Source organism: Mycobacterium sp. 1423905.2 (genome assembly GCF_001673155.1).
Taxonomy (GTDB): Bacteria; Actinomycetota; Actinomycetes; order Mycobacteriales; family Mycobacteriaceae; genus Mycobacterium.
On record NZ_LZLE01000325.1, the window covers coordinates 40,157 to 65,129 of the forward strand.

Here is a 24,973-nt window from a genome sequence, read left to right on the forward strand (position 1 = left end):
GTGCCAGCCTACCCAGTCACCGGTCAGCAGGGGTGCTCGGCGGGGAAGGACCCGAGTAGGATCTGACAGCGTCATCGCGTCCTGCGCAGGCGGGACGCGTCTTTGTTGGTAATCCCAGTGACCAGTCAGACAAGCAGGTGAGAGCAGTGCCGACCGGCAAGGTGAAGTGGTACGACTCCGAGAAGGGGTTCGGCTTCCTGTCGCAGGAGGATGGCGAGGACGTCTACGTGCGCTCCTCGGCGTTGCCCGCGGGTGTCGAGGGGCTCAAGGCCGGTCAAAAGGTGGAGTTCGGCATCGCTTCGGGCCGGCGCGGACCCCAGGCGCTGAGCCTGAAGCTGATCGATCCGCCGCCCAGCTTGTCCCGGACCCGTCGCGAGGCGGCGCCGGCCGAGCACAAGCACAGCCCAGATGAGCTGCACGGCATGGTCGAGGACATGATCACGCTGCTGGAAAGTGCGGTGCAGCCCGAACTGCGCAAGGGCCGGTACCCAGATCGCAAGACGGCCCGCCGGGTGTCCGAAGTGGTCCGGGCGGTGGCGCGAGAACTCGACGCCTGATGCACGCTGGTGTCACAGCGGCCACGCGTGGCTCCGGCTCGGGTGACGTTCGGTGTGCCCGCCTACGAGCGACAACCCGCACCGGCTGCCAGTCATAATTGGGTACTCCACCCTCATTGTGGTTCGTCAGCAAGGAGGCGGCGATGGCAGAGCAAGCGCAAGTCACCGAAGAACAAGCCCGGGCCGTCGCCGAGGAATCCCGCGAAAGTGGTTGGGATAAGCCATCCTTCGCCAAGGAATTGTTCTTGGGGCGTTTTCCGCTCGAGCTGATCCACCCCTTCCCTCGACCATCCGACGCCGACGAGGACCGAACCGCCGCGTTCCTGGACAAGCTGCGTGAGTTCCTGATGACGGTCGACGGCAGCGTCATCGAGCGCGACGCCAAGATTCCCGACGAATACGTGACGGGGTTGGCCGCGTTGGGTTGCTTCGGCATGAAAATCCCGTCGGAGTACGGCGGCCTGAACATGTCGCAGGTCGCTTACAACCGGGCACTGATGATGGTGTCCACGGTGCATCCCAGCCTGGGCGCGCTGCTGTCAGCACATCAGTCGATCGGCGTGCCCGAGCCACTCATTCTCGCCGGCAACGAGGAACAGAAGCGAAAGTTCTTGCCACGCTGCGCCGCCGGCGCGGTGTCGGCCTTCCTGCTCACCGAACCCGACGTGGGCTCCGATCCCGCGCGGTTGGGATCCACCGCGACCCCGATCGACGGCGGCGCGGCCTACGAACTCGAGGGCGTGAAACTGTGGACCACCAATGGCGTGGTCGCCGAACTGTTGGTGGTCATGGCGCGGGTACCGCGCAGCGACGGACACCGGGGCGGCATCAGCGCCTTTGTGGTGGAGGCGGATTCACCTGGCATCACCGTGGAGCGGCGCAACACTTTCATGGGTCTGCGCGGCATCGAGAACGGCGTCACGCGCATGCATCGGGTGCGCGTGCCCGCCGAGAACTTGATCGGTCGCGAGGGTGACGGCCTGCGGATTGCACTGACCACCCTCAATATCGGACGGTTGGCATTGCCGGCGATGGCGACCGGCTCCGCCAAGTGGTCGCTGAAGATCGCCCGCGAGTGGTCCGGTGAGCGCGTGCAATGGGGCAAGCCGATCGGCAAACACGAAGCGGTGGCCCGCAAGATCGGGTTCATGGCCGCAACCACCTATGCCCTGGACGCGGTGGTCGAGCTGTCCGGTCAGATGGCCGACGAGGACCGCAACGACATCCGTATCGAGGCGGCGCTGGCCAAGTTGTGGTGCAGTGAGATGGCCTGCGTCATCGCCGATGACCTGATGCAGATCCGGGGCGGTCGGGGTTACGAGACGGCCGAGTCCCTGGCGGCGCGGGGCGAGCGCGCCGCGCCGGTGGAACAGTCGCTGCGCGACCTACGAATCAACCGCATCTTCGAAGGATCCAGCGAAATCATGCGTCTGCTCATCGCGCGGGAGGCCGTCGACGCGCACCTGACCGCCGCCGGGGATCTGGCCAAACCGGACGCCGACCTGCGACAGAAGGCGACCGCCGCCGTCGGCGCAAGTGGTTTCTACGCAAAGTGGCTGCCCAAGTTGGTATTCGGTGAAGGCCAGCGGCCGAGGGCCTACGGCGAATTCGGTCCGTTGGCAACGCATCTGCGGTTCGTCGAACGGTCCAGCCGAAAGCTGGCCCGCAACACCTTCTATGGCATGGCTCGCTGGCAAGCCAAGCTGGAACAGAAGCAGGGGTTCCTGGGGCGAATCGTCGACATCGGCGCCGAACTCTTCGCGATGGCGGCGGCGTGTGTGCGGGCCGAAGCTCAGCGCGCCGCGAATCCCGAGCTCGGCAACCAGGCCTACGAGTTGGCCGGATTGTTCTGTGAGCAAGCAACATTGCGCGTCGAGGCGCTGTTCGGCGCGCTGTGGACCAACACCGACAGCGGCGACGTCCGCGTCACCGATGCCGTGCTGGACGGTCGCTACATCTGGTTGGAAGGCGGGATAATGGATCAGTCGGAAGGCACCGGACCGTGGATCGCGCCGTGGGAACCGGGTCCGTCTACGCAGACGAATCTGGCTCGGCGCTTCGTGGCCGAACCGTCATCTGCTGCGGCGAGCCGGTGAGGCGGCGCTGATGGGCGCCTACGTGGCCGGCACCGGCGAGTTCAACCGAGACACCAACTACATCACCACCCGGATCACCGCCGACGGACGCGACGGTTATCCGGTGGAGCCGGGGCGCTACCGGCTCATCGTGGCCCGGGCCTGTCCGTGGGCGAACCGCACCATCATCGTGCGGCGTCTGCTGGGGCTGGAAGACGCTCTGTCCATTGGGTTTTGCGGCCCGACTCACGACGAGCGAAGCTGGACCTTCGACTTGGATCCCGGCGGCGTCGACCCGGTGTTGAAGATCCCGCGACTGCAGGATGCCTTCTTCAAGCGGTTCCCCGATTACGACAAGGGCATCACCGTCCCGGCGATCGTCGATATCCCCAGCGGTGCGGTGGTCACCAACGACTTCCCCCAGATCACGCTGGACTTCTCGACCGAGTGGACCGCATACCACCGCGAAGGTGCGCCGCAGATCTATCCCGAGAAATTGCGCGACGAGATCGACGAGGTGAGCACCAAGATCTACACCGAGATCAACAACGGGGTGTACCGCTGCGGATTCGCCGGCTCGCAAGACGCCTACGACGCCGCCTACGACCGGTTGTTCACCGCGTTAGACTGGGTGAGCGACCGGCTGGCCGAGCAGCGATATCTGGTGGGGGACACGATCACCGAAGCCGATGTGCGGCTGTTTACCACCTTGGCCCGCTTCGACGCCGTCTATAACGGCCACTTCAAATGCAACCGCTCCAAGCTCAGCGAGATGCCGGTGCTGTGGGGTTATGCCCGTGATCTGTTCCAGACGCCCGGGTTCGGCGACACGATCGACTTCGTGCAGATCAAGCAGCACTATTACATCGTGCAGGCCGACATCAACCCGACCCGCATCGTTCCCAAAGGGCCGGACTTGTCCGGCTGGCTGACTGAGCATGGGCGAGAAGATCTGGGCGGCAGGCCGTTTGGGGACGGCACCCCGCCCGGGCCGCCGATGGAGGGCGAACATGTTCCACCGGGTCACGGCGCATAGCCGTCAATAAGTCAGGCGCACAGACCATTCCGCGTGGGGGACGTCGTGCAGCTCACCGGCGGGGTCGACGACCAGCGTCAACAGCTGCACCACCAGACCGGTCATCCGGCCGCGGTGTGGATCGACCGTCGGAATGGTGACGGCCAGCCGGCTCTCCGGTCGAAACAGCGTCGTGGTGGTGTTGGCGGGATCCTCGTAGACCTGCAGCAGCCGCCAGGGAGCTCGCGAAATCACTTCGGGCACGGACAATTGCACCGGATAGCGTTCACTGACCGGCAACTCGCCTTGAGCCTGCGGCTCTTGGCAGTCGTTGAGATTGAGTGCGTTGCAGTACAGGTAGGGTCCGACTTGCACCAGATGCCCGTGGGAGTAAGCGCTGATCACCGGTGGACGCGGACCGGGGTGGCGCACCAGCAGCCAGGTGCCGACACCGGCCCCGATCGACAGCATTACCACCACGGCGACGACCAGCCAGGTCAGCCGTTTTTTGGTGCCGAGTTTCACTCGGGCACCATGGCAGCGTTGCGGCGCGTGCCCTCCTGCTCGACCATGACCGGCCGGTTGCCGCCCAGGCCCGGGATCAACGAGTTACCTCGGAAGCTGACGATCGTCTGTGCCAAGCCGAGGATCAGCAGGGCGCTCACGGCGGTGAAGCCTACCCACAACTCCGTGTACACCAGCACGCCGACCGCGCCGCCGAGCACCCACGCCAGCTGCAGCGTCGACTCCGAGCGTCCGAAACCCGAGGCCCGCGACTCCTCCGGCAGATCGTCTTGCAACGAGGCGTCCAGTGAAGCCTTGGCGATGGCGCTGGACCCCGAGGTGATCAGGGTGGCGACCGCGGCCACCACCAGGTTGCCGGCTATCGCGGCAGCCAGTGCGAACGCGGTGACCAGCACCGTGCACCGCACCACCAGTACCGCCGGCCGGCCCAGTTGCAGGCGCGCGCTGGCGAAGTTGCCGGCGAAGTTGCCGATGCCGGCAGCAGCGCCGATGATGCCCAGCATGGCTAGTTGCACCCAGCCGTCGGCATCGTGTGCTTTGGCGACAAACGCCGGATAAAGAAACAGGAACCCGACCATCACCTTGATGGTGCAGTTGCCCCAGAGCGAAGTGATGATGTTGCGGCCCAACGGCTGCCGCAGCGTACCGCCCACCTTCTTTACTTCGTCCGGCCAACTGCGGCGCAGCGGTCCGCTGTCGCGGTGATAGCTCAACGTCGCAGGAACCTCACCGGTGGTCACCTCGACCCAGCGTGGGATCCGCATAGACAGCAGCGCGCCGGCGATGGTGATCCCGACGACGACGAACAGCGCCCCGGGCAGCTTGAGTAGATGCGTGCAGGCGAATTCGACACCGGCCGCGACTGCCCCGCCGGCAATGGTGCCGCCGAGCAGACCGAACACGGTCAGCCGGGAGTTGACCCGCACCAGGTCGATGGTGGGCGGCATGACCCGTGGCGTCACGGCGCTGCGCAGCACGCTGAACGACTTGGAGAACACCATCATGGCCAGCGCGCAGGGGTAGAGCACCCAGGACGGGAAGCTGCCGGAGGCGCCGTCGTAGTTCATGATCAGCACCAGCGCCAATACGGTCCGCAGCGCGAAAGACAGCGCCAGCGCCACCCGGCGGCCATGCTGCAGCTTGTCCAGTGCCGGGCCGATCAGCGGAGCGATGATCGCGAACGGCGCGATGGTAATCAACAGGTACAGAGCGACTTTGGACTTGCTTTCCCCGCTGGCCGCAGCGAAGAACAGCGTGTTGGCCAGCGCGACCGCCATCGCCGAGTCGACAGCGAAGTTGGCCATTACCGGCCAAGTCAGCGCGGTCAGGCCGGACTTGTCCGCGCCGTCGGCGGTGGCGGCGCGCTGTACCATCCAGTACATCCGCGAACCCATCTCGCGACTACGCATGGCCGCGGCCCGGGTGACGGTGATCCGTTCGCCGTTACTGGCGCCGCGCGGTGGTGGCGGCGGGCCGTTGCGGGCGCGGTCGCGCTGCTCGCCCAGCGGCGGAAGGTAGCGATTGGCGCTGGGCATCGGCGGCGGACGGCGAGACCGGCGGTAATCCGCGTCATCGGCGGGATAGTTGGCCATGCCGGGATGCTCACGGCGGTCCTCGGGTGGGACCGGGCGCCCCGGGTGATCACGCCGCCGTCCAGACACGGTTCAATTCTGGCCTATGCCGACGCTCCGGGTAGCCAACCGGCGGTGGCTGGCTCACCGTGTCTTGCGGCAGTATTGATACGCAGTGCAGAAAGGGGAGAGCGTGACCGGACCCATCGAGGATTCCGCTGCGGTGAGCGTGGCCGAGTGGCCCGATGACCTGGCAGCGGTGCTCACGGGTGCGGCTGACCAGGCCCGGGAGGCGGTCGCCGAGCACAGCGGCGCCGAGACGGTCGGCGAGTATCTCGGGGTTGACTACGAAGACCCCAACACCGCCACCCACCGCTTCCTGGCGCGGCTGCCCGGCTATCAGGGCTGGCAGTGGGCCGTCGTCGTGGCAACCTACCCGGGCGCCGATCACGCCACCATCAGCGAAGTCGTGCTGATCCCCGGGCCCACCGCCCTGCTGGCGCCCCATTGGGTGCCCTGGGACCAGCGGGTGCGGCCGGGAGACCTGAGCCCGGGCGACCTGCTGGCGCCGGCGAAGGACGATCCGCGGCTGGTGCCCGGGTACACCGCCAGCGGTGACCCGCAGGTCGACGAGGTCGCCGCCGAAGTCGGGCTGGGCCGGCGCTGGGTGATGAGCGCGCTGGGGCGCGCCGAGGCCGCCGAGCGCTGGCATGACGGCGACTTCGGGCCCGGCTCGCCGATGGCGCGGTCGACCAAACGGGTCTGCCGCGACTGCGGTTTCTTCCTGCCCCTGGCCGGATCGCTCGGCTCGATGTTCGGGGTGTGCGGCAACGAACTGTCGGCCGACGGCCACGTGGTGGACAAGTTCTACGGTTGCGGCGCGCACTCCGACACACCGGCTCCCGCCGGTAGTGGGTCACCGGCGTATGAGCCGTACGACGACGGCGTGCTCGACGTGTCAGAGAAGCCGGCGGATTAACCGCTTTCGGCGGCTGCTTTGATCTTGGCCAGCGAGGCGTTCATCCCCTCGACCAGTTCCCGTTCGAAGTTCTCGGTTCCGCCGAACAGCGCGTTGACCGTCATGTTGGAGAAGGCCTTGACCCCGTTCTCGGCGTGGCGGCTCTCGGTCACTCGGGTGGTCTGGCCGTTGTCTTCCAGCTCGTAGGACCAGATGGTGCCGTTGGTGTTGACGCGAAACGCCAACTTCTTCTCAGGGATGACCTCGACGATCGTCGAGGTGGTCGGCCAGATGAGGCGATTGCGCCGGTTGAGGTTCAGCGTGCGGGTGCCCTGGCGGAACGGGCCCAACGGCTTCATCAAGCGACACTGCAGACTCCACTGCGGCATGCGCCGGAAGTCGGAGATCAGTGACCATACCTTGGCGGCCGGCGCGTTGATGTCGACGTGAGCTTGCAGAAGCGGGGCTACCATCGGTCCTCCCAAATAGGCGGCGGTTAATTGCGGTTCAGATAAGCTTCCAGCCCCGACTGGGCGCCGCGTGAGCCGCGGCGGGCGGCCGCGAGCTGCCACAAGAAGATGCTGGTGCCCAGCGCGGAGACGCCCAACCCGGCCACGGTGAGCGGACGCCAGGTGTGCAGGCTGGGCACCACAAACGCCGCCACCGCAGCGATGACCCAACCGAGTGCTCCGACGCCGATGACCGGCCAGACCTGCAACAGGGCAGGGGGCAGCGGCGGCGGTTCGGGCGGCTGGGGTGGTTCGGCGCTCATTGAGTCTTAACCTAGCCCGATCAGATGGCGGACCGGGGTGCACCCTCGACATGTTCGTTGTGCCCGCCTCGACAAGTCGCAGGGAGCCGCTCAATGCACGGGAATTGTCGCTCGGAGGTGGGCACAACGTGGGTCACCTCCCAGAGAGACGGCTGTGACGCATGAGGTATGCGCGTCGCCGAGCGGCTTTCCTTCGCGTTTCTAATGACCCGCGCTAACGTTCCGATGTAACCTCGCGCTGTGCCTGACAGCGAAGCGCGGCTGGCCGCTGACTTGTCATTGGCGGTCATGCGGCTGGCTCGGCAACTGCGGTTCCGCAACCCGTCCGCGCCGGTCTCGCTGTCGCAACTGTCGGCGCTGACCACGTTGGCCAACGAGGGCGCGATGACGCCCGGCGCGTTGGCGATTCGGGAACGGGTCCGCCCGCCCTCGATGACGCGGGTCATCGCCTCCCTCGCTGAGGAGGGCTTCGTGGACCGCGCTCCGCACCCCGTCGACGGTCGGCAAGTGTTGGTGTCCGTCTCAGAGCGCGGCGCCGAGTTGGTCAAGGCGGCCCGCCGGGCCCGCCAGGAGTGGCTGGCCGAGCGCCTGGCGACATTGACCAGCGAACAGCGCGACACCCTGCGCCACGCCGCCGACCTCATGTCGGCGCTGGTCGACGAAAGCCCGTGAGCGCTCCGGACTCCCTTTCCGGCATCGAGGTGCACGATGTCACCGATCCCGACGATCCCCGCGTCGACGATTTCCGCGACCTGAACAGCGTCGATCGCCGGCCTGACCTGCCGACGGGCAAGGGTTTGGTGATCGCCGAGGGCGTACTGGTGGTCCAGCGGATGCTGGCTTCCCGCTTCGCCCCGCACGCGCTGCTCGGCACGGACCGCCGATTGAACGAGCTCAAAGGCGACCTGGCCGGCATCGCGGTGCCCTACTACCGTGCCTCGGCCGACGTCATGGCCCAGGTGGTGGGATTCCACCTCAACCGGGGCGTGCTGGCCGCTGCCCGCCGGGTGCCAGAGCCAGCCGTCGCCGACGTCATCGACGGCGCCAGAACGATCGCGGTGCTCGAAGGCGTCAACGACCACGAAAACCTGGGCTCGATCTTCCGCAACGCGGCGGGTCTGGCCGTGGACGCGGTGATCTTCGGCAGCGGCTGTGCCGATCCGCTCTATCGTCGCGCGGTGCGGGTCTCAATGGGTCATGCCCTGTTGGTGCCCTATGCCCGCGCCGCCGAATGGCCCGTCGACCTGTTCTCGCTGAAGCGCGCGGGCATCCGGCTGCTGGCGATGACACCCCAATCCGACGCAGTGCCGTTGCCCGAGGCGATGGCCGCCGCGCCACACGAGCGGGTCGCGGTGCTGGTCGGAGCCGAGGGGCCGGGCCTGAGCCCGGCGGCCCTGCGGGCCAGCGACATGCGCGTACGCATTCCGATGTCGCGCGGCACCGACTCGCTCAATGTCGCGACCGCGGCGGCGCTGGCGTTTTACGAGCGCTCTGTCCGGCTAGGCTCGCCCCGTGACTGACGAGCCCGCTCCCTGGGGCACGGGTTTGGCGGTGGCCGGATTCGTGGCCGCTATCACCGGCGTCAGCATCGTCATGTTGAGCCTGGGCCTGATTCGCGTGCATCCGCTGCTGTCGGCAGGTCTCAACATCGTGGCCGCCGGCGGCCTGGCGCCGACGTTGTGGGGGTGGCGGCGCACTCCGGTGCTGCGCTGGTTCGTGCTGGGTGCCGGCGTGGGCGTGGCCGGCGCGTGGCTGACGCTGCTCAGCTTCGTTGTGTAGCGACTAACGCTGGCCGCTGGAACGAACTCCGAGAAGCACGTCTTCCCAGGCCGGGATGGCCGGCTTACCGCGGCGGCTGCTCGTTGGTGGCTCGGGCGGGGCGGCGGGTGTCGGTGGCGCCGGCTCGTCGAAGGCGAGGTGGGCCACTGGGGCCAGCGGGCGTAGCGCAGATTTGAATTCCGGATCGATCAGCTCACTGGCGGCGTCGTCGATGGCGGTCGCGGTGCCGCCGTGCGCGCCGGGCGTGAACCGGAAATGCGCGACGTTGTCCGAGCGGCCGGCCTGCCACCCCAGTTGTACCGTCCAGCGGCCGTCTTCGTTGCGCCATGCGTCCCAGTTGAGGTGGTCCGGGTTGAGTCCCCGGGCCACCAGGGCGGCGGTGACGGTCTCGAGCAGGGTGAGCACCGAAGGGCCGTCGGCCAGCACTGGGTGAGATGCGGAGGCCAGCTCGGCCGCGCGGGAACGTTCCAGCAACACCGGGTGGGCGAACCGCTCAACGCGGGCTATGTCCGAGCCGGAGGCGGCGGCCACTTGCTCGACCGAGGCGCCCGCACGGATCCGGGCCTGGATCTCCTTGGGGCTGAGCATGTTGGTGACCTTGATGTCCAGCGGCGGCTGTTCGGGCATTGTCGCGTCTTTCAGCAAGGACCGCAGTCGGTCGTTTGCGGGCAACTTGAACTGCTCTGCGGCGCCGGCGTCCTCGCAGATGAGGTATTTGCCGTCGGCATCGAGCCCAACCACCTTGAGTTCCCGCATGGCTTCTCCTCGCAGGCTCCGTGCAGGTCGGCACTGGAGCCGATACGTGCGCACTCTAGACCGACAAACGCCGTTAACCTCGCTGACACGCGGGACGAGGACCCGCCCGGCTTCGCTAGAGCCGCTCGACCACCCAGTCGATGCATTGGGTCAGCGCACTGACGTCATCGGGTTCCACCGCGGGGAACATCGCCACGCGCAACTGGTTGCGGCCCAGTTTGCGGTAGGGCTCGGTGTCGACGATGCCGTTTGCCCGCAGCGTCTTGGCGACGGCGGAGGCGTCGACCTCGTCGGCGAAGTCGATCGTGCCCACCACCTGGGAGCGCAACGCGGGATCGCTGACAAACGGGGTGGTGTAAGGGCGCTCCTCGGCCCAGGAATACAGCCGCTGCGAGGAATCGGCGGTGCGCTTGACCGCCCAGTCCAGCCCGCCGTTGCCCAGCAGCCAGTCGATCTGCTCGGCCAGCAACACCAGGGTGCCGATCGCCGGGGTGTTGTAGGTCTGGTTCTTGACGCTGTTCTCGATCGCGATCGGCAGCGACAGGAAATCGGGCACCCAGCGGCCGGATCCGGCGATCGCCTCCACCCGCGAGAGCGCGGCCGGGCTCATGATCGCCAGCCACAGGCCGCCGTCGCTGGCGAAGTTCTTCTGCGGCGCGAAGTAATAGGCGTCGGTCTCGGCGATGTCGACGGGCAGTCCGCCGGCCCCGGAGGTGGCGTCGATGACCACCAGTGCCTCACCCGAGTCGGCCGGACGGCGCACCGGCACGGCCACCCCGGTCGACGTCTCGTTGTGGGCCCACGCGATCACATCGACGGACGGATCGGTCTGCGGTTCCGGCGCGCTGCCCGGGTCCGACTTGACGATGATCGGGTCGCCGACGAACGGGTTCTTGGCGACGGCGGAGGCGAATTTCGAGCTGAACTCCCCGTAGGCCAGGTGCAACGAGCGCTGGTCGATCAGCCCGAAGGCCGCGGCGTCCCAGAATGCCGTCGCGCCGCCGTTGCCCAGGATGACCTCATACCCGTCGGGCAGCGAGAACAGCTCGGCCAGTCCGGATCGGACCCGACCCACCAGGTTCTTGACCGGCGCCTGCCGGTGCGAGGTGCCGAACAGGGCCGCCGCTGTGGTGCTCAGCGCCTGCAATTGCTCCGGTCGCACCTTGGACGGACCGGAACCGAATCGGCCGTCGCGGGGTTTGAGGTCTGCGGGAATCTCGAGCTGGTCAGCCATGGCAGTCAAGGGTAGTGAGCCAACCTGCGGTGCAGCTGAACGGCCCAGGGGTGTGAGTCCGGTCACAGCCCCGCGCTGCTTGCGGGCTAGGCCACAGTGTGCTCGGCAGCCCTGGATAATTCCCAGTACCGGCGGTACCGTGTTCTTTACTCGTCCGATGTATACCTCGTCAGGAGGCTGCTCATGGCAAGGACGCGAATGGTCCGGCGTTGGCGCAACAACATGGAAGTGCGCGACGACGCCGAGTATGTGGAGATGCTCGCCACCCTGTCCGACGGCTCGGTGCGGCGAAACTTCAACCCCTACACCGACATCGACTGGAATTCACCGGAATTCGCGGTCACCGACAACGACCCGCGGTGGATTCTGCCGGCGACCGACCCGCTGGGACGGCATCCCTGGTATCAGGCGCAGTCCCAGGAACGCAAGATCCAGATCGGCATGTGGCGGCAGGCCAACGTGGCCAAAGTGGGCCTGCACTTCGAGTCCATCTTGATTCGCGGCCTGATGAACTACACGTTCTGGGTGCCAAACGGATCCCCGGAATACCGCTACTGCCTGCACGAATCGGTCGAAGAGTGCAACCACACCATGATGTTCCAGGAAATGGTCAACCGCGTCGGAGCCGACGTTCCGGGGATGCCTCGGGCGCTGCGCTGGGTTTCGCCCTTGGTGCCGCTGGTCGCCGGCCCGTTGCCGGTGGCATTCTTCATCGGCGTGCTCGCCGGTGAGGAGCCGATCGACCACACACAGAAAAACGTTCTACGCGAAGGTAAGTCGCTGCACCCCATCATGGAGCGAGTGATGGCCATTCACGTGGCCGAGGAAGCCCGCCACATCTCGTTCGCGCACGAGTTCCTGCGCAAGCGATTGCCGAAATTGACCAAGCGGCAACGCTTCTGGGTGTCTCTGTATTACCCGCTGACCATGCGATTGCTGTGTAATGCCATTACCGTGCCGCCCAAGCAGTTCTGGCGCGAGTTCGACATTCCGCGCGAAGTCAAGAAGGAATTGTTCTTCCGGTCACCGGAATCGCGAAAGTGGTTGCGCGACATGTTCGCCGACGTCCGAATGCTCGCTTACGACACCGGGCTGATGGAAACCCGGTCGGCGCGGCTGATGTGGCGGATCTGCAAGATCAACGGCAAGCCGTCGCGCTACCGCAGCGAGCCGCAACGTCAGCACCTGCCCGCCCCCGCCGCGTAAGCCTCTATGCCGCACGTCATCACTCAGTCGTGTTGCAACGACGGGTCCTGCGTCTTCGCGTGCCCCGTCAACTGCATTCACCCTTCACCGGATGAGCCGGGTTTTGCGACCTCGGAGATGCTCTATATCGACCCGGTGGCCTGCGTCGACTGCGGCGCCTGCGTCAGCGCCTGCCCGGTCGGAGCCATCGCGCCCGACAGCCGCCTGGATGCCAAGCAGTTGCCGTTCATCGAAATCAACGCGTCGTTCTACCCCGAACGGCCCGCCGACGAAAAGCTGCCGCCCACTTCGAAACTCGCGCCGGTGCTGCCGGCGCCGGAAGTGCGGCCCCGGCGCCAGCCGCTCACCGTGGCCATCGTCGGTTCCGGGCCCGCGGCGATGTATGCCGCCGACGAACTGCTGACCCAACACGGGGTGCGGGTCAACGTCTTCGAGAAACTGCCCACGCCGTACGGGCTGGTGCGCGCCGGGGTTGCGCCGGATCATCAGAACACCAAACGGGTCACCCGACTCTTCGACCGGGTAACCCGGCACCGGCGGTTCCGGTTCTACCTCAACGTCGAAGTGGGCAAGCACCTCAGCCACGCCGAACTGTTGGCCCACCACCACGCCGTGTTGTATGCCGTCGGCGCGCCTGATGACCGTCGTCTGGATATCGACGGCATGGGACTGCCGGGCACCGCGACGGCGACGGAACTGGTCGCCTGGATCAACGGGCATCCCGACTTCGCCGCGTTGCCCATCGATTTGCGTCACGAGCGCGCGGTCATCATCGGCAACGGCAACGTCGCGCTGGACGTGGCCCGGCTACTGACGGCCGATCCCGACGAACTCGCGCGCACCGATATCGCCGACCATGCGCTGCAAGCATTCCGCAAGTCGTCGGTCCGGGAGGTGGTGATCGCCGCCCGCCGCGGACCCGCCCACTCCGCCTTCACCCTGCCGGAGTTGATCGGGCTCACCGCCGCATCCGAGGTGGTGCTCGACGCCGCCGATCGGCAGCTGGTGATCGACGCGCTGGCCACCGCCGCCGACCCGCTGGTGCGCCAGAAGCTCGACGTTCTCAGCACGCTGGGTGACGGTTCGGCTGCGCCGTCGCGCCCACGCATCCGGTTGGCCTATCAACTGACGCCCCGGCGCGTTGTGGGTCAAGACCGCGCCAGCGGGGTGGAGTTCACCCGCACCGGCGGCGACGATGTGTACCAGCTGGAGGCCGGCCTCGTCCTGACCTCAATCGGCTACCGCGGCAAGGCAATTGCCGACCTGCCGTTCGACGAGGCGGCCGCCGTCGTCCCCAATGATGCCGGGCGAGTGATCGATCCGCGCACCGGGCAAACGGTGACCGGCGCGTACGTCGCGGGCTGGATCAAGCGGGGACCCACCGGCTTCATCGGCACCAACAAGTCCTGCTCGCTGCAAACCGTGCAGGCGTTGGTCGCCGACTTCAACGCGGGCAGATTGGCCGACCCGGACGCTCGGCCCGCGGCGCTGGACAAGCTGGTACACAGCCGCCAGCCCGACGCCGTCGACTCCGCCGGATGGCGGGCCATCGACGCCGCCGAGATCGCCGCCGGCAGCACCGAAGACCGCCCCCGCAAGAAGTTCACCGACATCGGTGACCTGCTCGCGGCGGCCGCGAGCGCGCCGCAGCAGGCGACGCCGCTGGGGCGCCGCCTGCTGGCCCGGCTGCGTGCCTAGCCGTTGGCCTGTGCCGACATCGCGGCCTGCAACTCCTCCATGCTGACCTCACGCACGGGCTGGCCCAGCGACCAGTGGTGGCCGAACGGATCTTGCACCACTCCGTAACGGTCACCCCAGAATTGGTCGCCGAGCGGGGCCACCACGGTGGCGCCGGCGTCGAGGGCTCGCTGGAACTTGGCATCGACGTCGGTGACGGTCAGGTGAATGGTGACCGGCGTGCCGCCCAGCGATTTCGGCGTCATCGACTTGCCGCCGCACATTTCCGGGAAGTCGTCGTTGAGCATCACCATGAAGCCGTTGATACGCAGTGCGGCATGGACCAGCTTGCCCTGCGGACCAGGGACCCGGCCGAGTTCGACGGCGTCGAACGCCTTGACGTAGAAGTCGATTGCCGCAGCGGCATCGTCGACGACGAGGTGAGGGGACAACGCGGGTTCAACAGTGATGGCCATGGTGGTCACTCCTTCAGGTGATGGTTCGCCCGTCCGGGGGCTCACACTACTGACCGAGGCCGACACGAAAACTCATCGCGGGACTGTCGGCGGACGGTCCGCACCGCCGATCGGGTGACAGCGATATCCCACCGCGCCGGGGCAAGAAGTGACCGATCAGTGGATTTCGTGGCTCGATGCCGGCGCCTACGTTGGGGTTCATGCCGAATGATGACGGAGTCTTCTTGGTGATGGATGCGGGCACCGACGCGGGCTACGAAGCCGCTCGTTCGCTGCTGGCTGCCGGGCACCGCGTGGCGGCCACCAGCCGCCACGTCGGCCAGCTCAGCCGAATCATGCACGGCTACAGCGCTAGTCGCGTGCTCGCCATCGCCGCCGACAGCTCCGACGACAGTCAGGTGGCGCGGCTGATGGGTTGTGTGGAACGCCGGTTCGGCCAAGCCGTCACCTCGGTGATCCACGGCCTCGCGGCCGCACCCTAGGCGTGGGTGAGAACCCGGTCCCAGCCTTCGACCGACTCCGGGCTGCGCGGCCCGGGCCCGACGTAAATCGCCGACGGGCGGACCAGCTTGCCCAGCCGCTTCTGTTCGAGAATGTGCGCACACCACCCGGCGGTGCGCCCGCAAGTGAACATGGCCGGCATCATGCTGGCCGGCACCTCAGCGAAGTCGAGAATGACCGCGGCCCAGAACTCGACGTTGGTCTCGATCGGCCGGTCCGGCCGGCGCTCGCGCAACTCGGCCAGGGCCGCCTGCTCCAGCGCGAGCGCCACCTCGTAGCGCGGCGCGCCCAGCCTCTCGGCGGTCGCGCGCAGCACCCGGGCTCGGGGGTCTTCGGCGCGATAGACGCGGTGGCCGAAACCCATCAGCTTTTCCTTGCGGTCCAGGATGCCTTTGACCAAGCCGCGGGCATCCCCGGTGCGCTCGACTTCTTCGATCATCGGCAAGACGCGGGCCGGCGCACCACCGTGCAGAGGACCGCTCATCGCTCCGATCGCCCCGGACAGCGCCGCGGCCACGTCCGCTCCGGTCGAGGCGATCACCCGCGCGGTGAACGTCGACGCATTCATGCCGTGCTCAGCGGCCGACACCCAGTAGGCGTCGATCGCCTCGACGTGCTTGGGGTCCGGCTCGCCGCGCCAACGGGTCATGAATCGTGCAGTGACGGTGGGACATTCGTCGATGACGCGCTGGGGTACCGCCGGGTGATAGATGCCGCGTCCGGATTGCGCGACGTAGGACAACGCCATCACCGAGGCGCGCGCGAGCTGGTCGCGGGCCGTGGGCTCATTGGTGTCCAGCAGCGGCTTGTACCCCCAGATGGGCGCCAGCATGGCCAGGCCCGCCTGCACGTCGACCCGAACGTCACCGGTGTGGATGGGCAGCGGAAAAGGTTCGGCCGGCGGCAACCCGCGACCGAAGTCGCCGTCGACCAGCAGCGCCCAGACGTCACCGAAGGTGACCCGTCGACTCACCAGGTCCTCGATGTCGACACCGCGGTAGCGCAACGCGCCGCCGTCTTTGTCGGGTTCGGCGATCTTGGTGGTGAAGGCCACCACGCCTTCCAAACCTGGGACGAAATCCTCGGGGACCACAGTCATGGGCAGATTCTCGCACCCCCGATCGGAGCCGTCGCTACCGGCCGGTAACTAACCGGCGAGTAGCGTTGAGCCAATGGCAGGACCACACGAGCAGCACCTGGCGGCGATGCGCGTGGAGTACGGATCCGTCGAGAAAGACGGCAGTCCCGACCTCGATGCGGATTGGCTCGCCGATGGGTGGCTGGCGTTGTTCCGCAGGTGGCTGGACGACGCCGAACGCGCCGACGTCGCCGAACCGAACGCAATGGTGCTGGCCACCGTCGCGGCCGGGAAGCCGGTCAGCCGAACGGTGTTGTGCAAAGACGCCGACGAATCCGGGGTCACCTTCTTCACCAACTACGACTCCGCCAAGGGCCTGGAACTGGCGGCGACGCCGTACGCCTCCGCCACGTTCCCCTGGTATTCGCTGGGCAGGCAGGTGCACATCCGTGGCTCGGTGCGGCGAGTCGACCGGGTGGTGACCCAGGAGTATTGGTCCAAGCGGCCGCGCGGCTCGCAGTTGGGCGCGTGGGCCTCACATCAGTCACAACCGATCGCGTCGCGGGCGGCGTTACTCGACCAGCTCGCCGAAGTGACCGCGCGCTTCTCCCATCTCGAACACGTTCCGGTGCCGCCGGATTGGGGCGGCTACCTCATCGCCCCCGAGGTGGTGGAATTCTGGCAAGGCCGCGAAAACCGGGTACACAACCGAATTCGAGTCAGCGGCGGACAGATCGAGCGCCTGCAGCCCTGACACGGACGGGCCGCGGCGGTCCGGGGGGAGAGGGGCGAACCATCAGCAGATCGCGGCTTCTGGCTGACACCACGCCGCTGCGCGCACCCGAATTCCGACGGCTGTGGTTGGCCGGCATCCCGACCGTCATCGGCGCAAACCTCACCATCTTCGCGGTCCCGGTGCAGATCTACGCGCTGACCCAGAACTCGGCCTACGTCGGGCTGGCGGGCCTGTTCGCGCTGGTGCCGCTGGTGGTGTTCGGTCTGCTCGGCGGGGCTTGGGCGGACGCGATGGATCGGCGCTTGTTGTTGATCGTCGCCTCGTGCGGGCTGGCGGTCTCCTCGCTGCTGTTGTGGCTGCAGGCCGTGATGTCGCTGAACAGCGTGTGGGTGGTGCTGTGCCTACTGGCGGTGCAGCAGAGTTTTTTCGCGGTGAACTCGCCGGCGCGTTCGGCGGCGATTCCGCGGATGTTGCCGGGAGGCCAACTGGCCGCGGCCAATTCGCTGAACATGACGGTCGCCCAGTTCGGGGCGATCGCGGGTCCGCTGCTGGCCGGCTTGCTGCTCAAGTGGGTCGACCTGTCCACGTTGTATCTCATCGACACGGTGACGTGCCTGGCGCCGATCTGGGCGACCTTCCGGCTCTCGCCGATGCCGGCGCGGGATTCCGGGGAGACCACCGACCGGGCGCGATGGGGTGTGGGCGCGGTTCTCGAGGGCTTCCGCTATCTGGCCGGCAACACCGTGGTGCTGATGTCATTCGTGGTGGATCTCATCGCCATGATCCTGGGCATGCCGCGGGCGTTGTTCCCGCAGCTGGCGCACCAGAGCTTCGGCGGACCCATCGAAGGCGGTTCGGCGATGGCGCTGCTGGCCGCGGCGATGTCGGTCGGGGCGGTGGCCGGAGGCGTGTTCTCCGGCTGGCTGCCTCGCATCCGTCGGCAGGGCCTGACGATCATCGTCGCGATCGTCGTGTGGGGGCTGTCCATGGTCGGCTTCGGACTGGCCAGCGGCTGGGCGCACGGTCGGGCCGGCGTGATGTTGTGGGTTGCGCTGGTGTTCCTGGCCGCCGGCGGCGCCGCCGATATGGTGTCGGCCGCGTTCCGTCAGACCATCCTGCAGCAGGCCGCCTCCGATGAGCTGGTCGGCCGCCTGCAAGGCGTGTTCGCCGTCGTGGTCGGCGGTGGGCCGCGGTTGGCCGACACCGTGCACGGTGCCGCGGCGGCCGCGATCGGTACCACGGCCGCGGCGGCCGGCGGCGGCGCGCTGGTGGTGATCGGGGTGGTGATCGCCGCGCTGGCCGCGCCCGCATTCGTCCGTTACCAGGCGCCGAGATCCGCCGCACGGCGTGAATCCGGTCCCGAATTTCCGGACAACTCAGTGCCCAACCTGCAGACTCGACCCCGGGAAGGCACGCGTTAGGAATAACGACTACCTTCAGCTATGACGCACCGACTAGGGCAGCCATCCAAGCCAGAGCGCAAAGGGGTTCTCGTGGCCGACAACGACGACACCGCATCTCTCAAGTACCCGGGGGGCGAGATCGACCTGCAGGTCGTCCAAGCCACCGAAGGTGCTAACGGCATTGCGCTGGGTTCACTGTTGTCCAAGACCGGTTACACCACCTTCGACAACGGCTTCGTCAACACCGCCGCCTGCAAGAGCGCCATCACCTACATCGACGGTGACGCCGGCATCCTGCGCTACCGCGGCTACCCGATCGACCAACTGGCGGAAAAGTCCACCTTTATTGAGGTGTGCTACCTGCTCATCTACGGCGAGCTGCCCTCCACCGACCAACTCGCGGAGTTCACCGGCCGCATCCAGCGCCACACGATGCTGCACGAGGACCTCAAACGGTTCTTCGACGGCTTCCCGCGCAACGCCCACCCGATGCCGGTGCTGTCCAGCGTCGTCAACGCGCTGTCTGCCTACTACCAGGACGCCCTGGACCCGATGGACAACAACCAGGTGGAACTGTCCACGATCCGCCTGCTGGCCAAGCTGCCCACCATCGCCGCCTACGCCTACAAGAAGTCGGTGGGCCAGCCGTTCCTCTACCCGGACAACTCGCTGACTTTGGTGGAGAACTTCCTGCGCATGACCTTCGGCTTCCCGGCCGAGCCGTACCAGGCCGACCCCGAGGTGGTGCGGGCGCTGGACATGCTGTTCATCCTGCACGCCGACCACGAGCAGAACTGTTCGACGTCGACGGTGCGCCTGGTCGGGTCGTCGCGGGCCAACCTGTTCACCTCGATCTCCGGCGGCATCAACGCGCTGTGGGGACCGCTGCACGGCGGTGCCAACCAAGCCGTGCTCGAGATGCTCGAGCAGATCCGCGACAGCGGCGACGACGTCGGCGAATTCGTCCGCAAGGTGAAGAACCGCGAAGCCGGCGTCAAGCTGATGGGCTTCGGTCACCGGGTCTACAAGAACTACGACCCCCGCGCGCGGATCGTCAAGGAACAGGCCGACAAGATCCTGGCCAAGCTGGGCGGTGACCCGCTGCTGGACATCGCCAAGGAACTCGAAGAGGCCGCGCTGACCGACGACTACTTCGTCGAGCGCAAGCTCTACCCGAACGTCGACTTCTACACCGGGCTGATCTACCGGGCGCTGGGCTTCCCGGTCCGGATGTTCACGGTGCTGTTCGCGCTGGGCCGGCTGCCCGGGTGGATCGCGCACTGGCGCGAGATGCACGACGAGGGTGACAGCAAGATCGGCCGTCCGCGGCAGATCTACACCGGCTACACCGAGCGGGACTACGTCACGATCGACGGCCGCTAACCGCGAGCCGCGTCGGAGTTAGCCGAGCGACTCCAGCACCGCCATCGCGGCGTTGTGGCCGCCGATCCCCGAGACCGCACCGCCGCGCCGGGCGCCCGACCCGCACATCATGATTCGCTCGTGGTCGGTGGCCACCCCCCAGCGCCGCGCCGGGGTGTCCAGCGGTTCGTCGTCTTCGGCGAACGGCCAGGACAACGCCCCGTGGAAGATGTGGCCCGCGGTCATCCGCAGGGTGCGCTGCAGATCGGCGGTGGTGGTCGTCTCGATGCACGGTCGGCCGTGCGCATCGAGCATCAACACGTCTTGAATCGGTTCGGCGAGCACCGAATTCAGCGACGCCAGGACCGCCTCCGTCAGCCGGTCGGATAACCCGTCGACGCCCCCAAACACCGAATGCGGGGTGTGCAGACCGAACACGGTCATGGTGTGCGCGCCGGCGCCGCGCAGTCGCGGCGACAGGATGCTGGGGTCGGTGAGCGAGTGGCAATATGCCTCGCACGGCAACGGCTCGGGCAACTGCCCACCGGCAGCGCGTGCATATGCACGGTCCAGTTGTGACCAGGTTTCGTTGACGTGCAACGTTCCGGCGAAGGCTTGCTCGGGTGTGACCGCGTCGTCGCGCAACCCGGGCAGTCGCCGCAGCACCATGTTCACCTTGACCTGAGCCCCGGGCGCCGAGGCCGGCGGTGGCGCACCCAGCAGCCCGGCCAGGACCGTCGGGGTGACACCGGCCAGCACGAACCGGCCCCGCACCGAATGCTCCTGGCCGTCGTTACGGAAGGCGACCTCCCCGCTTGGGGAGATTACGAAAACGTCTGCGCCCGTTGTGATTTCGGCCCCGTGTCCGGTAGCGGCGGCGGCCAGGGCGGAGCTCACCGCGCCCATGCCGCCCACCGGGACGTTCCATTCCCCGCTGCCCCCACCCAGCACGTGGTACAGGAAGCAGACGTTCGCTAGCAGCGACGGATCGTCCAGCCGGGCGAAGGTGCCGATCAGCGCGTCGGTGGCCATCACCCCGCGGACCAGATCGTTGCCCACCGCGTCGGCGATGGCATGTCCGATCGGTGCGTCGATCATGGCTCGCCACGCCGCCTCCGCATCGGGGTCGCCGGCACCCGCACCGCGGCGGACCTGTTCGCGGGTGCGCAGCGGCTCGAGCAGCGTCGGCCAGAGGCGTTCGGTGACCAGTCGGCACCGCCCGTAGAACTCGGTGAACCCCTGGCGGTCAGCGGCCGCGCCAATAGCAGGGAAGGTTTCCGCGCCGTCCGCGCCGATCAGCAGGCCGGAGCGCCCACCCGTCACCGGGTCGGGGGTGTAGGAGGAGTAGCGGCGTCGGGCCAGGCGCACCGAAGCGCCGAGGTCCTCGACGATGCGTCGCGGCAGCAGACTGACCAGATAGGAATAGCGGGACAGCCTTACCTCGACACCGTCGAAGGCCTGCGCCGACACCGCCGCGCCGCCAAGGTGTGCCAATCGCTCGAGCAGCCGGACCCGGAGCCCCGCGCGGGCCAGGTAACCCGCCGCCACCAGCGCGTTGTGACCCCCGCCTACGACGATGACGTCGTATTCGTCAGCCACCGATCAGTTGAGGTATCCCTCGACTTCGTCGGCCGGGCGGACCTGGGCTTCGCGCGGGTCACCACCGGTCTCGCGCAACGCGCGCCGCTGTCTCAGCAAGTCCCAGCACTGGTCGAGTTCGGTCTCGAGCCGGCGCAGCCGCGCGTGCTCCTCCTCGGCACTGATGTCACCCTGCTGAACCTGAGCGCGTAGCTGCTTTTCTTGGGCGACCAGGTTGCGGATATGCGCCAAGGTGTCGTTGTCCGATGGTTTCTCTCCGTTACCCATCGCTCCAGTGTGCCCGAGATCGCCGGTGAGGTGGGCTTGACTCGGTAGGCTGCATATCGCCTGCAACACGGTCTGCTGCTGCTCGAATCAAGGGGGAGGGAGGAGTGATGGTTGGATTGGAGCCGGGTGTGCGTGAAACGTCGGCGCCCACCGCCGAGGTGCGACGCCCGCCCAAGTTCGAACGCCATCCGCTCGGCCGTCCCTGGTTCGTTGCGCTGGCGGTCATCCCGTTCCTGCTTGCTGCCATCGGCTACGGCGCCTACGGGCGACCGTTGGACGTCACCGGGCCGACGGGCAGCCTGCCCACCCTCGCGCCAGCCAGCGCCACCCCCACCACCCCGGCGTTGTCGTTGGCGCTGCTGTCGGTCAGCCGCAGCGGCAGCAGCCTCACCTTGATCGGTGACTTCCCCGACGACACCGCCAAATCGTCGTTGATGAAGTCGCTCAAAGATCTGCTGACTCCCGACGTCAACGTCGTCGACCAGGTTCGCATCGACCCGATCGTGCGTGCCCTCGATTTCTCCAACGCCCAACCGGTTTTCACCGCGAGCGTGCCGATCGCCGACTTCAACCTCAAGGTGGAGAAGGACACCGTCACGATGACGGGGACCGGCGCGACCCCTCAGCAAAAGGACGCGATCCAGCGCGCGGCCGCGACGGCATGGCCCGGGGTGAACGTGGTGAACAACATCCAGGTCGCTGGGCAGCCCGCTGCGCCGCCGCCCCCACCACCGCCGCCGCCACCGCCCCCGGCGCCGGCACCACCTCCTGCCCCGGCGGCGCCGCCGGCCGCGGCACCGCTCCCACCGCCGCCGGCACCGGCTGCGCCGCCGCCCGTGGCCCCGGTGAACTGCAGCGACCCGCAGGGCGCGATCAACGCCATCACCAGCGGCGGGACGATCGTGTTCGGCAATGATGGGGTCACCTTGACGCCGGAGAACAGCCAGATCTTGACCCAGGTGGCCGACAAGCTCAAGGCCTGCCCGAGTGCACGGGTGACGCTCAACGGCTACACCGACAACAGCGGCACCGAAGGCATCAACATCCCGCTCAGCGCGCAGCGCGCCGGCGTGGTGGCCGACTTCCTGGTCAGCCACGGCGTCGCGACCGATCACATCACCACCAAGGGCCTGGGGTCGACCAATCCCGTCGCCAGCAACGACACTGCCGAGGGGCGCGCGAAGAACCGCCGCGTCGAGATCGTGGTGGGCTGAGGAGGCTGACGGGTGGACTTCGTGCTCCAGTGGTTGTGCTACCTGGTCGCCTTTGCGGCGGGCTCGGGTGTGGCCTGGGGCGTCGTCACCGTGGTATTCAACAGAATGTCGGCAGGCGGCGGCGCTGCGGCGGCTGAGCCGCCGCATGACGACTCGCCGACCGAAGTGCTGGACCCGACGCAACTTGGGACGCCGTGATGCACGTGCACTGGTGGTTGGTCTCGCTGGCGTTCCTGCTCGGGATGGTGCTGACCGTGGCGCTGATGGTCCGCCCGGTCGCCCAGCGGGTGCCGGCATCGGTGGTCCGGCCCGTCGCCAAGCGGGCACCGGCCCCGCCGAAGCCGCCGCGTGCGCCGCAGACGGCCCCGGCTACCCGACCGAACAAGAAGGTCGTCGCCAAAGAACCGACGAAGGTTCCGGCCAAGAGAGTGCCGCCGGGCAAGAAACTGCCGGCCAAGAAGGCGGTACCGGCGAAGAAGGCGCCCGCTAGCAAAGACGGTGTGACGAAACGGCTTCCGGTCGGGCGGGAGGCGCCGACCACCAGGATCCCGGGGTCGAAGGACCGGGTGCCGCACAAGGTTCGCAAGCGCAAAGAAGCGCGGACGACGAAGATCCCGACCGCGCCGTTCGCGCCGTACGGTCCGGGCTCGGCCCGCGCCGAACCCGACGGCAGTGGGCCGCCCGGGTGGCTGGTGAAGGGCCGCTCGGACACCAGGCTCTACTACACCCCCAACGACCCGACGTACGAACGGGTAATCGCCCAGGTGTGGTTCACCGACGAGGAATCGGCCGCGCGCGCATTCTTCACGCCCTGGTGCAAGAGCGCGCGCCGCAAGCGCGGCAGCATCAGCGGGTCCGGCGGGTCCGGCTAACTCGGGCCGGGTAGCCGCAACACCAGTCGAGCCCCGCCCAGCGGGCTGTTTTCCAGCGACGCGGTCCCGCCATGCAGCTGAGCTTGTTGAGCCACCAGGGCCAGCCCCAAGCCAGAACCCGAATGCGACGCCGTCGACCCGCGGGAGAAGCGCTCGAAGACCACCTGACGCTCCTCTTCGGGCACACCGGTGCCGTTGTCGTCGACCGCGATCTCCACACCGGCTCGAGAGCTGACCGCCGACAGCTGAACCTTGGTGGCGCCGCCGTGTTTGACGGCGTTGGCGATGGCGTTGTCAACGGTCAGCCGCAACCCGGCCGGCATACCGACGATGATGCAGGTCGGCGACGGCACCAGGGAGACGTCGGTGTCGGGGTAGATGCGAGTGGCGTCGTGCGCGGCGCGGTCCAGCAGGTCGGTGATGTCGACCGGAACATGGTCGTCGGAGGTGGACAGTTCGCCCTGAGCCAGCCGCTCCAGCGCACTCAACGTGGCCTCGATGCGCGATTGGGTACGGATGACGTCGTTGAGCACCTCTTTGCGCTGGTCTTCGGGCAGGTCCAGGGTGGACAGCACCTCGAGATTGGTGCGCATCGCCGTGAGTGGGGTGCGCAGTTCGTGGGACGACACCGCGGCGAAATCGCGCGCCGAGGCCAGCGCCTCCTTGGTGCGGATCTGCTCGTTCCAGATGCGTTGCAGCATGCCTCGCATCGCCTCGGCGATTTCCACGGCTTCGCTGGCGCCGTGCACTTCGACCCGTGGCGCCTCGTCACCGGCGTCGATGGACCGAGTTTGCTCGGCGAGTTGCTTGAACGGTCGCACCGCGAACGCGGCCAGCAACCAAGCAAAGACAGCCGACGCGCCGATGGCGAACGTACAGATCAGCAGCACCCGCCGGTGCAGGTTGTTGGTCTCGGCGATGGTGGCGTCGTAGGTCGCACCCACCGCCATCGACGTCGGTTCGGGAGCCGGGATCTCCACCGTGCGCACCCGGTAGCGCACCCCGTTGACGTAGGTGTCGGCGTAGTCGGCGGACAGCTTGGGCAGGGTGACGTCGGAATTGGACTTCACCACGTTGCCGCGGCGCACGGTGATCAGCGCGTCACGGTCGTTGGGCGAACGCGGAATCTCGTCCAGGCCACGCGGAACGAACGGGATCGCAAAGCCGGCCGCCTCGTCTAGGCGCCGGTCCAGGCGTTCCTTGCGGTCGAGGGTGATGCCGACCCAGACGACGATGCCCACGATGAGGACCGGGATGGCCGCGCCGATGGCCGTCGCGACCACCACCCGGGTCCGCAACGACGGCGTGCGGGCGAACATGCGCGACAACAAATTCATCGC

General features: G+C 67.5%; 27 protein-coding genes. 16 read left to right on the top strand and 11 right to left on the bottom strand.

The window, feature by feature from the left end; all coding sequences use genetic code 11:
* Nucleotides 1-146: 146 nt before the first annotated feature.
* The 3 genes from A9W95_RS22035 (at nucleotide 147) to A9W95_RS22045 (ending at nucleotide 3,668) form a co-directional block, all read left to right on the top strand.
* On the top strand, nucleotides 147-557 hold the full coding sequence (locus tag A9W95_RS22035) for a cold-shock protein (protein ID WP_067417760.1): 411 nt from the start codon (nucleotides 147-149) through the stop codon (nucleotides 555-557).
* A 143-nt stretch (nucleotides 558-700) separates the two neighbouring features.
* Nucleotides 701-2,653, top strand: coding sequence for an acyl-CoA dehydrogenase family protein (locus tag A9W95_RS22040; RefSeq protein ID WP_067417907.1), 1,953 nt, complete (start codon nucleotides 701-703; stop codon nucleotides 2,651-2,653).
* Between the two features lie 10 nt (nucleotides 2,654-2,663).
* Nucleotides 2,664-3,668, top strand: coding sequence for a glutathione S-transferase family protein (locus tag A9W95_RS22045; RefSeq protein ID WP_067417763.1), 1,005 nt, complete (start codon nucleotides 2,664-2,666; stop codon nucleotides 3,666-3,668).
* Between the two features lie 3 nt (nucleotides 3,669-3,671).
* Here the strand turns inward: A9W95_RS22045 and A9W95_RS22050 are convergent, their stop codons facing one another.
* Together A9W95_RS22050 and A9W95_RS22055 are read right to left on the bottom strand one after the other, a co-directional pair.
* Complete coding sequence (locus A9W95_RS22050) at nucleotides 3,672-4,118, bottom strand: DUF2771 domain-containing protein (protein WP_067417910.1); 447 nt, start codon at nucleotides 4,116-4,118, stop codon at nucleotides 3,672-3,674.
* A gap of 50 nt (nucleotides 4,119-4,168) precedes the next feature.
* Nucleotides 4,169-5,764 (bottom strand): MFS transporter, encoded by a 1,596-nt coding sequence (locus tag A9W95_RS22055; RefSeq protein ID WP_156746344.1) that lies wholly within the window; start codon nucleotides 5,762-5,764, stop codon nucleotides 4,169-4,171.
* Nucleotides 5,765-5,936: 172 nt separating this feature from the next.
* On the opposite strand from A9W95_RS22055, the gene A9W95_RS22060 reads away from it, so the two are divergent.
* A complete protein-coding gene (locus tag A9W95_RS22060) occupies nucleotides 5,937-6,722 on the top strand; it encodes a DUF3027 domain-containing protein (protein ID WP_067417769.1) in 786 nt (261 codons plus the stop codon).
* On the opposite strand, the gene A9W95_RS22065 is transcribed toward A9W95_RS22060, so the two are convergent.
* Together A9W95_RS22065 and A9W95_RS22070 are read right to left on the bottom strand one after the other, a co-directional pair.
* Nucleotides 6,719-7,174, bottom strand: coding sequence for an SRPBCC family protein (locus A9W95_RS22065; protein WP_067417772.1), 456 nt, complete (start codon nucleotides 7,172-7,174; stop codon nucleotides 6,719-6,721). The genes A9W95_RS22060 and A9W95_RS22065 overlap by 4 nt on opposite strands.
* Before the next feature lie 23 nt (nucleotides 7,175-7,197).
* Nucleotides 7,198-7,473 carry a DUF2530 domain-containing protein gene (locus A9W95_RS22070; RefSeq protein ID WP_067417775.1) on the bottom strand — a complete coding sequence of 92 codons (276 nt, stop codon included), beginning with the start codon at nucleotides 7,471-7,473 and terminating at the stop codon, nucleotides 7,198-7,200.
* Between the two features lie 240 nt (nucleotides 7,474-7,713).
* Between A9W95_RS22070 and A9W95_RS22075 the strand changes: the two genes are divergently transcribed.
* Genes A9W95_RS22075 through A9W95_RS22085 form a run of 3 tightly spaced genes read left to right on the top strand, consistent with a single transcriptional unit; the run spans nucleotide 7,714 to nucleotide 9,252 of the window.
* Nucleotides 7,714-8,145: a MarR family transcriptional regulator gene (locus A9W95_RS22075; protein ID WP_067417778.1), complete on the top strand. Its 432-nt coding sequence runs from the start codon at nucleotides 7,714-7,716 to the stop codon at nucleotides 8,143-8,145.
* Nucleotides 8,142-8,993 (top strand): RNA methyltransferase, encoded by an 852-nt coding sequence (locus A9W95_RS22080; protein WP_067417780.1) that lies wholly within the window; start codon nucleotides 8,142-8,144, stop codon nucleotides 8,991-8,993. The genes A9W95_RS22075 and A9W95_RS22080 overlap by 4 nt, the downstream gene beginning before the upstream one ends.
* Nucleotides 8,986-9,252: a DUF2537 domain-containing protein gene (locus A9W95_RS22085; RefSeq protein ID WP_067417782.1), complete on the top strand. Its 267-nt coding sequence runs from the start codon at nucleotides 8,986-8,988 to the stop codon at nucleotides 9,250-9,252. The genes A9W95_RS22080 and A9W95_RS22085 overlap by 8 nt, the downstream gene beginning before the upstream one ends.
* Before the next feature lie 3 nt (nucleotides 9,253-9,255).
* Here A9W95_RS22085 and sepH read toward each other — a convergent pair whose 3' ends face one another.
* Nucleotides 9,256-10,008, bottom strand: coding sequence for a septation protein SepH (gene sepH, locus A9W95_RS22090; RefSeq protein WP_067417785.1), 753 nt, complete (start codon nucleotides 10,006-10,008; stop codon nucleotides 9,256-9,258).
* 115 nt (nucleotides 10,009-10,123) lie between these two features.
* Nucleotides 10,124-11,242 carry a phosphoserine transaminase gene (gene serC / locus A9W95_RS22095; protein ID WP_067417788.1) on the bottom strand — a complete coding sequence of 373 codons (1,119 nt, stop codon included), beginning with the start codon at nucleotides 11,240-11,242 and terminating at the stop codon, nucleotides 10,124-10,126.
* 183 nt (nucleotides 11,243-11,425) lie between these two features.
* On the opposite strand from serC, the gene A9W95_RS22100 reads away from it, so the two are divergent.
* Nucleotides 11,426-12,448: a diiron oxygenase gene (locus tag A9W95_RS22100; RefSeq protein ID WP_067417791.1), complete on the top strand. Its 1,023-nt coding sequence runs from the start codon at nucleotides 11,426-11,428 to the stop codon at nucleotides 12,446-12,448.
* A gap of 6 nt (nucleotides 12,449-12,454) precedes the next feature.
* Nucleotides 12,455-14,146, top strand: coding sequence for an FAD-dependent oxidoreductase (locus tag A9W95_RS22105; protein WP_067417794.1), 1,692 nt, complete (start codon nucleotides 12,455-12,457; stop codon nucleotides 14,144-14,146).
* Here the strand turns inward: A9W95_RS22105 and A9W95_RS22110 are convergent.
* Nucleotides 14,143-14,601, bottom strand: coding sequence for a VOC family protein (locus A9W95_RS22110; protein WP_067417913.1), 459 nt, complete (start codon nucleotides 14,599-14,601; stop codon nucleotides 14,143-14,145). The two genes, A9W95_RS22105 and A9W95_RS22110, sit on opposite strands and share 4 nt — an antisense overlap.
* A 200-nt stretch (nucleotides 14,602-14,801) precedes the next feature.
* Between A9W95_RS22110 and A9W95_RS22115 the strand changes: the two genes are divergently transcribed.
* Nucleotides 14,802-15,083: a hypothetical protein gene (locus tag A9W95_RS22115; protein ID WP_067417916.1), complete on the top strand. Its 282-nt coding sequence runs from the start codon at nucleotides 14,802-14,804 to the stop codon at nucleotides 15,081-15,083.
* Here A9W95_RS22115 and A9W95_RS22120 read toward each other — a convergent pair.
* A complete protein-coding gene (locus A9W95_RS22120; RefSeq protein WP_067417797.1) occupies nucleotides 15,080-16,201 on the bottom strand; it encodes a citrate synthase 2 in 1,122 nt (373 codons plus the stop codon). The two genes, A9W95_RS22115 and A9W95_RS22120, sit on opposite strands and share 4 nt — an antisense overlap.
* Nucleotides 16,202-16,274: 73 nt before the next feature.
* Between A9W95_RS22120 and pdxH the strand changes: the two genes are divergently transcribed.
* From pdxH to A9W95_RS22135, 3 genes are all read left to right on the top strand, one after another.
* The gene (pdxH, locus tag A9W95_RS22125) at nucleotides 16,275-16,934 is read left to right on the top strand and encodes a pyridoxamine 5'-phosphate oxidase (protein WP_067417800.1); all 660 of its coding nucleotides are present in this window, start codon (nucleotides 16,275-16,277) and stop codon (nucleotides 16,932-16,934) included.
* Between the two features lie 41 nt (nucleotides 16,935-16,975).
* The gene (locus A9W95_RS22130) at nucleotides 16,976-18,337 is read left to right on the top strand and encodes an MFS transporter (protein WP_172826685.1); all 1,362 of its coding nucleotides are present in this window, start codon (nucleotides 16,976-16,978) and stop codon (nucleotides 18,335-18,337) included.
* Nucleotides 18,338-18,409: 72 nt separating this feature from the next.
* Nucleotides 18,410-19,702, top strand: coding sequence for a citrate synthase (locus A9W95_RS22135; protein WP_082983263.1), 1,293 nt, complete (start codon nucleotides 18,410-18,412; stop codon nucleotides 19,700-19,702).
* 18 nt (nucleotides 19,703-19,720) lie between these two features.
* Here A9W95_RS22135 and A9W95_RS22140 read toward each other — a convergent pair whose 3' ends face one another.
* Together A9W95_RS22140 and A9W95_RS22145 are read right to left on the bottom strand one after the other, a co-directional pair.
* Nucleotides 19,721-21,280, bottom strand: a complete 1,560-nt coding sequence (locus A9W95_RS22140; protein ID WP_067417806.1) for an NAD(P)/FAD-dependent oxidoreductase — start codon at nucleotides 21,278-21,280, stop codon at nucleotides 19,721-19,723.
* A gap of 3 nt (nucleotides 21,281-21,283) precedes the next feature.
* Entirely contained in the window at nucleotides 21,284-21,547 is a 264-nt protein-coding gene (locus A9W95_RS22145) for a DUF2630 family protein (protein ID WP_067417809.1), read from the bottom strand.
* 107 nt (nucleotides 21,548-21,654) lie between these two features.
* Between A9W95_RS22145 and A9W95_RS28105 the strand changes: the two genes are divergently transcribed.
* From A9W95_RS28105 to A9W95_RS22160, 3 genes are read left to right on the top strand one after another with little or no spacing between them, the layout of a single operon-like run.
* Nucleotides 21,655-22,761, top strand: coding sequence for an OmpA family protein (locus tag A9W95_RS28105; RefSeq protein ID WP_253851734.1), 1,107 nt, complete (start codon nucleotides 21,655-21,657; stop codon nucleotides 22,759-22,761).
* 12 nt (nucleotides 22,762-22,773) lie between these two features.
* Entirely contained in the window at nucleotides 22,774-22,959 is a 186-nt protein-coding gene (locus A9W95_RS22155; RefSeq protein WP_067417812.1) for a hypothetical protein, read from the top strand.
* Complete coding sequence (locus A9W95_RS22160; protein WP_067417815.1) at nucleotides 22,956-23,633, top strand: hypothetical protein; 678 nt, start codon at nucleotides 22,956-22,958, stop codon at nucleotides 23,631-23,633. Before A9W95_RS22155 ends, A9W95_RS22160 begins: the two co-directional genes overlap by 4 nt.
* On the opposite strand, the gene prrB is transcribed toward A9W95_RS22160, so the two are convergent.
* Nucleotides 23,630-24,970: a two-component system sensor histidine kinase PrrB gene (prrB, locus tag A9W95_RS22165; protein ID WP_067417925.1), complete on the bottom strand. Its 1,341-nt coding sequence runs from the start codon at nucleotides 24,968-24,970 to the stop codon at nucleotides 23,630-23,632. The genes A9W95_RS22160 and prrB overlap by 4 nt on opposite strands.
* Nucleotides 24,971-24,973 lie beyond the last annotated feature (3 nt).

What these genes read in the sequence shown, in the direction of transcription:
- A9W95_RS22110 (WP_067417913.1), bottom strand. Translation starts at nt 14,601, where the DNA reads ATGGCCATCACTGTTGAACCCGCGTTGTCCCCTCACCTCGTCGTCGAC.
- A9W95_RS22045 (WP_067417763.1), top strand. Translation starts at nt 2,664, where the DNA reads ATGGGCGCCTACGTGGCCGGCACCGGCGAGTTCAACCGAGACACCAAC.
- pdxH (WP_067417800.1), top strand. Translation starts at nt 16,275, where the DNA reads ATGGCAGGACCACACGAGCAGCACCTGGCGGCGATGCGCGTGGAGTAC.
- A9W95_RS22115 (WP_067417916.1), top strand. Translation starts at nt 14,802, where the DNA reads ATGCCGAATGATGACGGAGTCTTCTTGGTGATGGATGCGGGCACCGAC.
- A9W95_RS22105 (WP_067417794.1), top strand. Translation starts at nt 12,455, where the DNA reads ATGCCGCACGTCATCACTCAGTCGTGTTGCAACGACGGGTCCTGCGTC.
- prrB (WP_067417925.1), bottom strand. Translation starts at nt 24,970, where the DNA reads ATGAATTTGTTGTCGCGCATGTTCGCCCGCACGCCGTCGTTGCGGACC.
- A9W95_RS22055 (WP_156746344.1), bottom strand. Translation starts at nt 5,764, where the DNA reads ATGGCCAACTATCCCGCCGATGACGCGGATTACCGCCGGTCTCGCCGT.
- A9W95_RS22100 (WP_067417791.1), top strand. Translation starts at nt 11,426, where the DNA reads ATGGCAAGGACGCGAATGGTCCGGCGTTGGCGCAACAACATGGAAGTG.
- A9W95_RS28105 (WP_253851734.1), top strand. Translation starts at nt 21,655, where the DNA reads ATGGTTGGATTGGAGCCGGGTGTGCGTGAAACGTCGGCGCCCACCGCC.
- A9W95_RS22070 (WP_067417775.1), bottom strand. Translation starts at nt 7,473, where the DNA reads ATGAGCGCCGAACCACCCCAGCCGCCCGAACCGCCGCCGCTGCCCCCT.
- A9W95_RS22050 (WP_067417910.1), bottom strand. Translation starts at nt 4,118, where the DNA reads ATGCTGTCGATCGGGGCCGGTGTCGGCACCTGGCTGCTGGTGCGCCAC.
- A9W95_RS22040 (WP_067417907.1), top strand. Translation starts at nt 701, where the DNA reads ATGGCAGAGCAAGCGCAAGTCACCGAAGAACAAGCCCGGGCCGTCGCC.
- serC (WP_067417788.1), bottom strand. Translation starts at nt 11,242, where the DNA reads ATGGCTGACCAGCTCGAGATTCCCGCAGACCTCAAACCCCGCGACGGC.
- A9W95_RS22120 (WP_067417797.1), bottom strand. Translation starts at nt 16,201, where the DNA reads ATGACTGTGGTCCCCGAGGATTTCGTCCCAGGTTTGGAAGGCGTGGTG.
- sepH (WP_067417785.1), bottom strand. Translation starts at nt 10,008, where the DNA reads ATGCGGGAACTCAAGGTGGTTGGGCTCGATGCCGACGGCAAATACCTC.
- A9W95_RS22145 (WP_067417809.1), bottom strand. Translation starts at nt 21,547, where the DNA reads ATGGGTAACGGAGAGAAACCATCGGACAACGACACCTTGGCGCATATC.
- A9W95_RS22065 (WP_067417772.1), bottom strand. Translation starts at nt 7,174, where the DNA reads ATGGTAGCCCCGCTTCTGCAAGCTCACGTCGACATCAACGCGCCGGCC.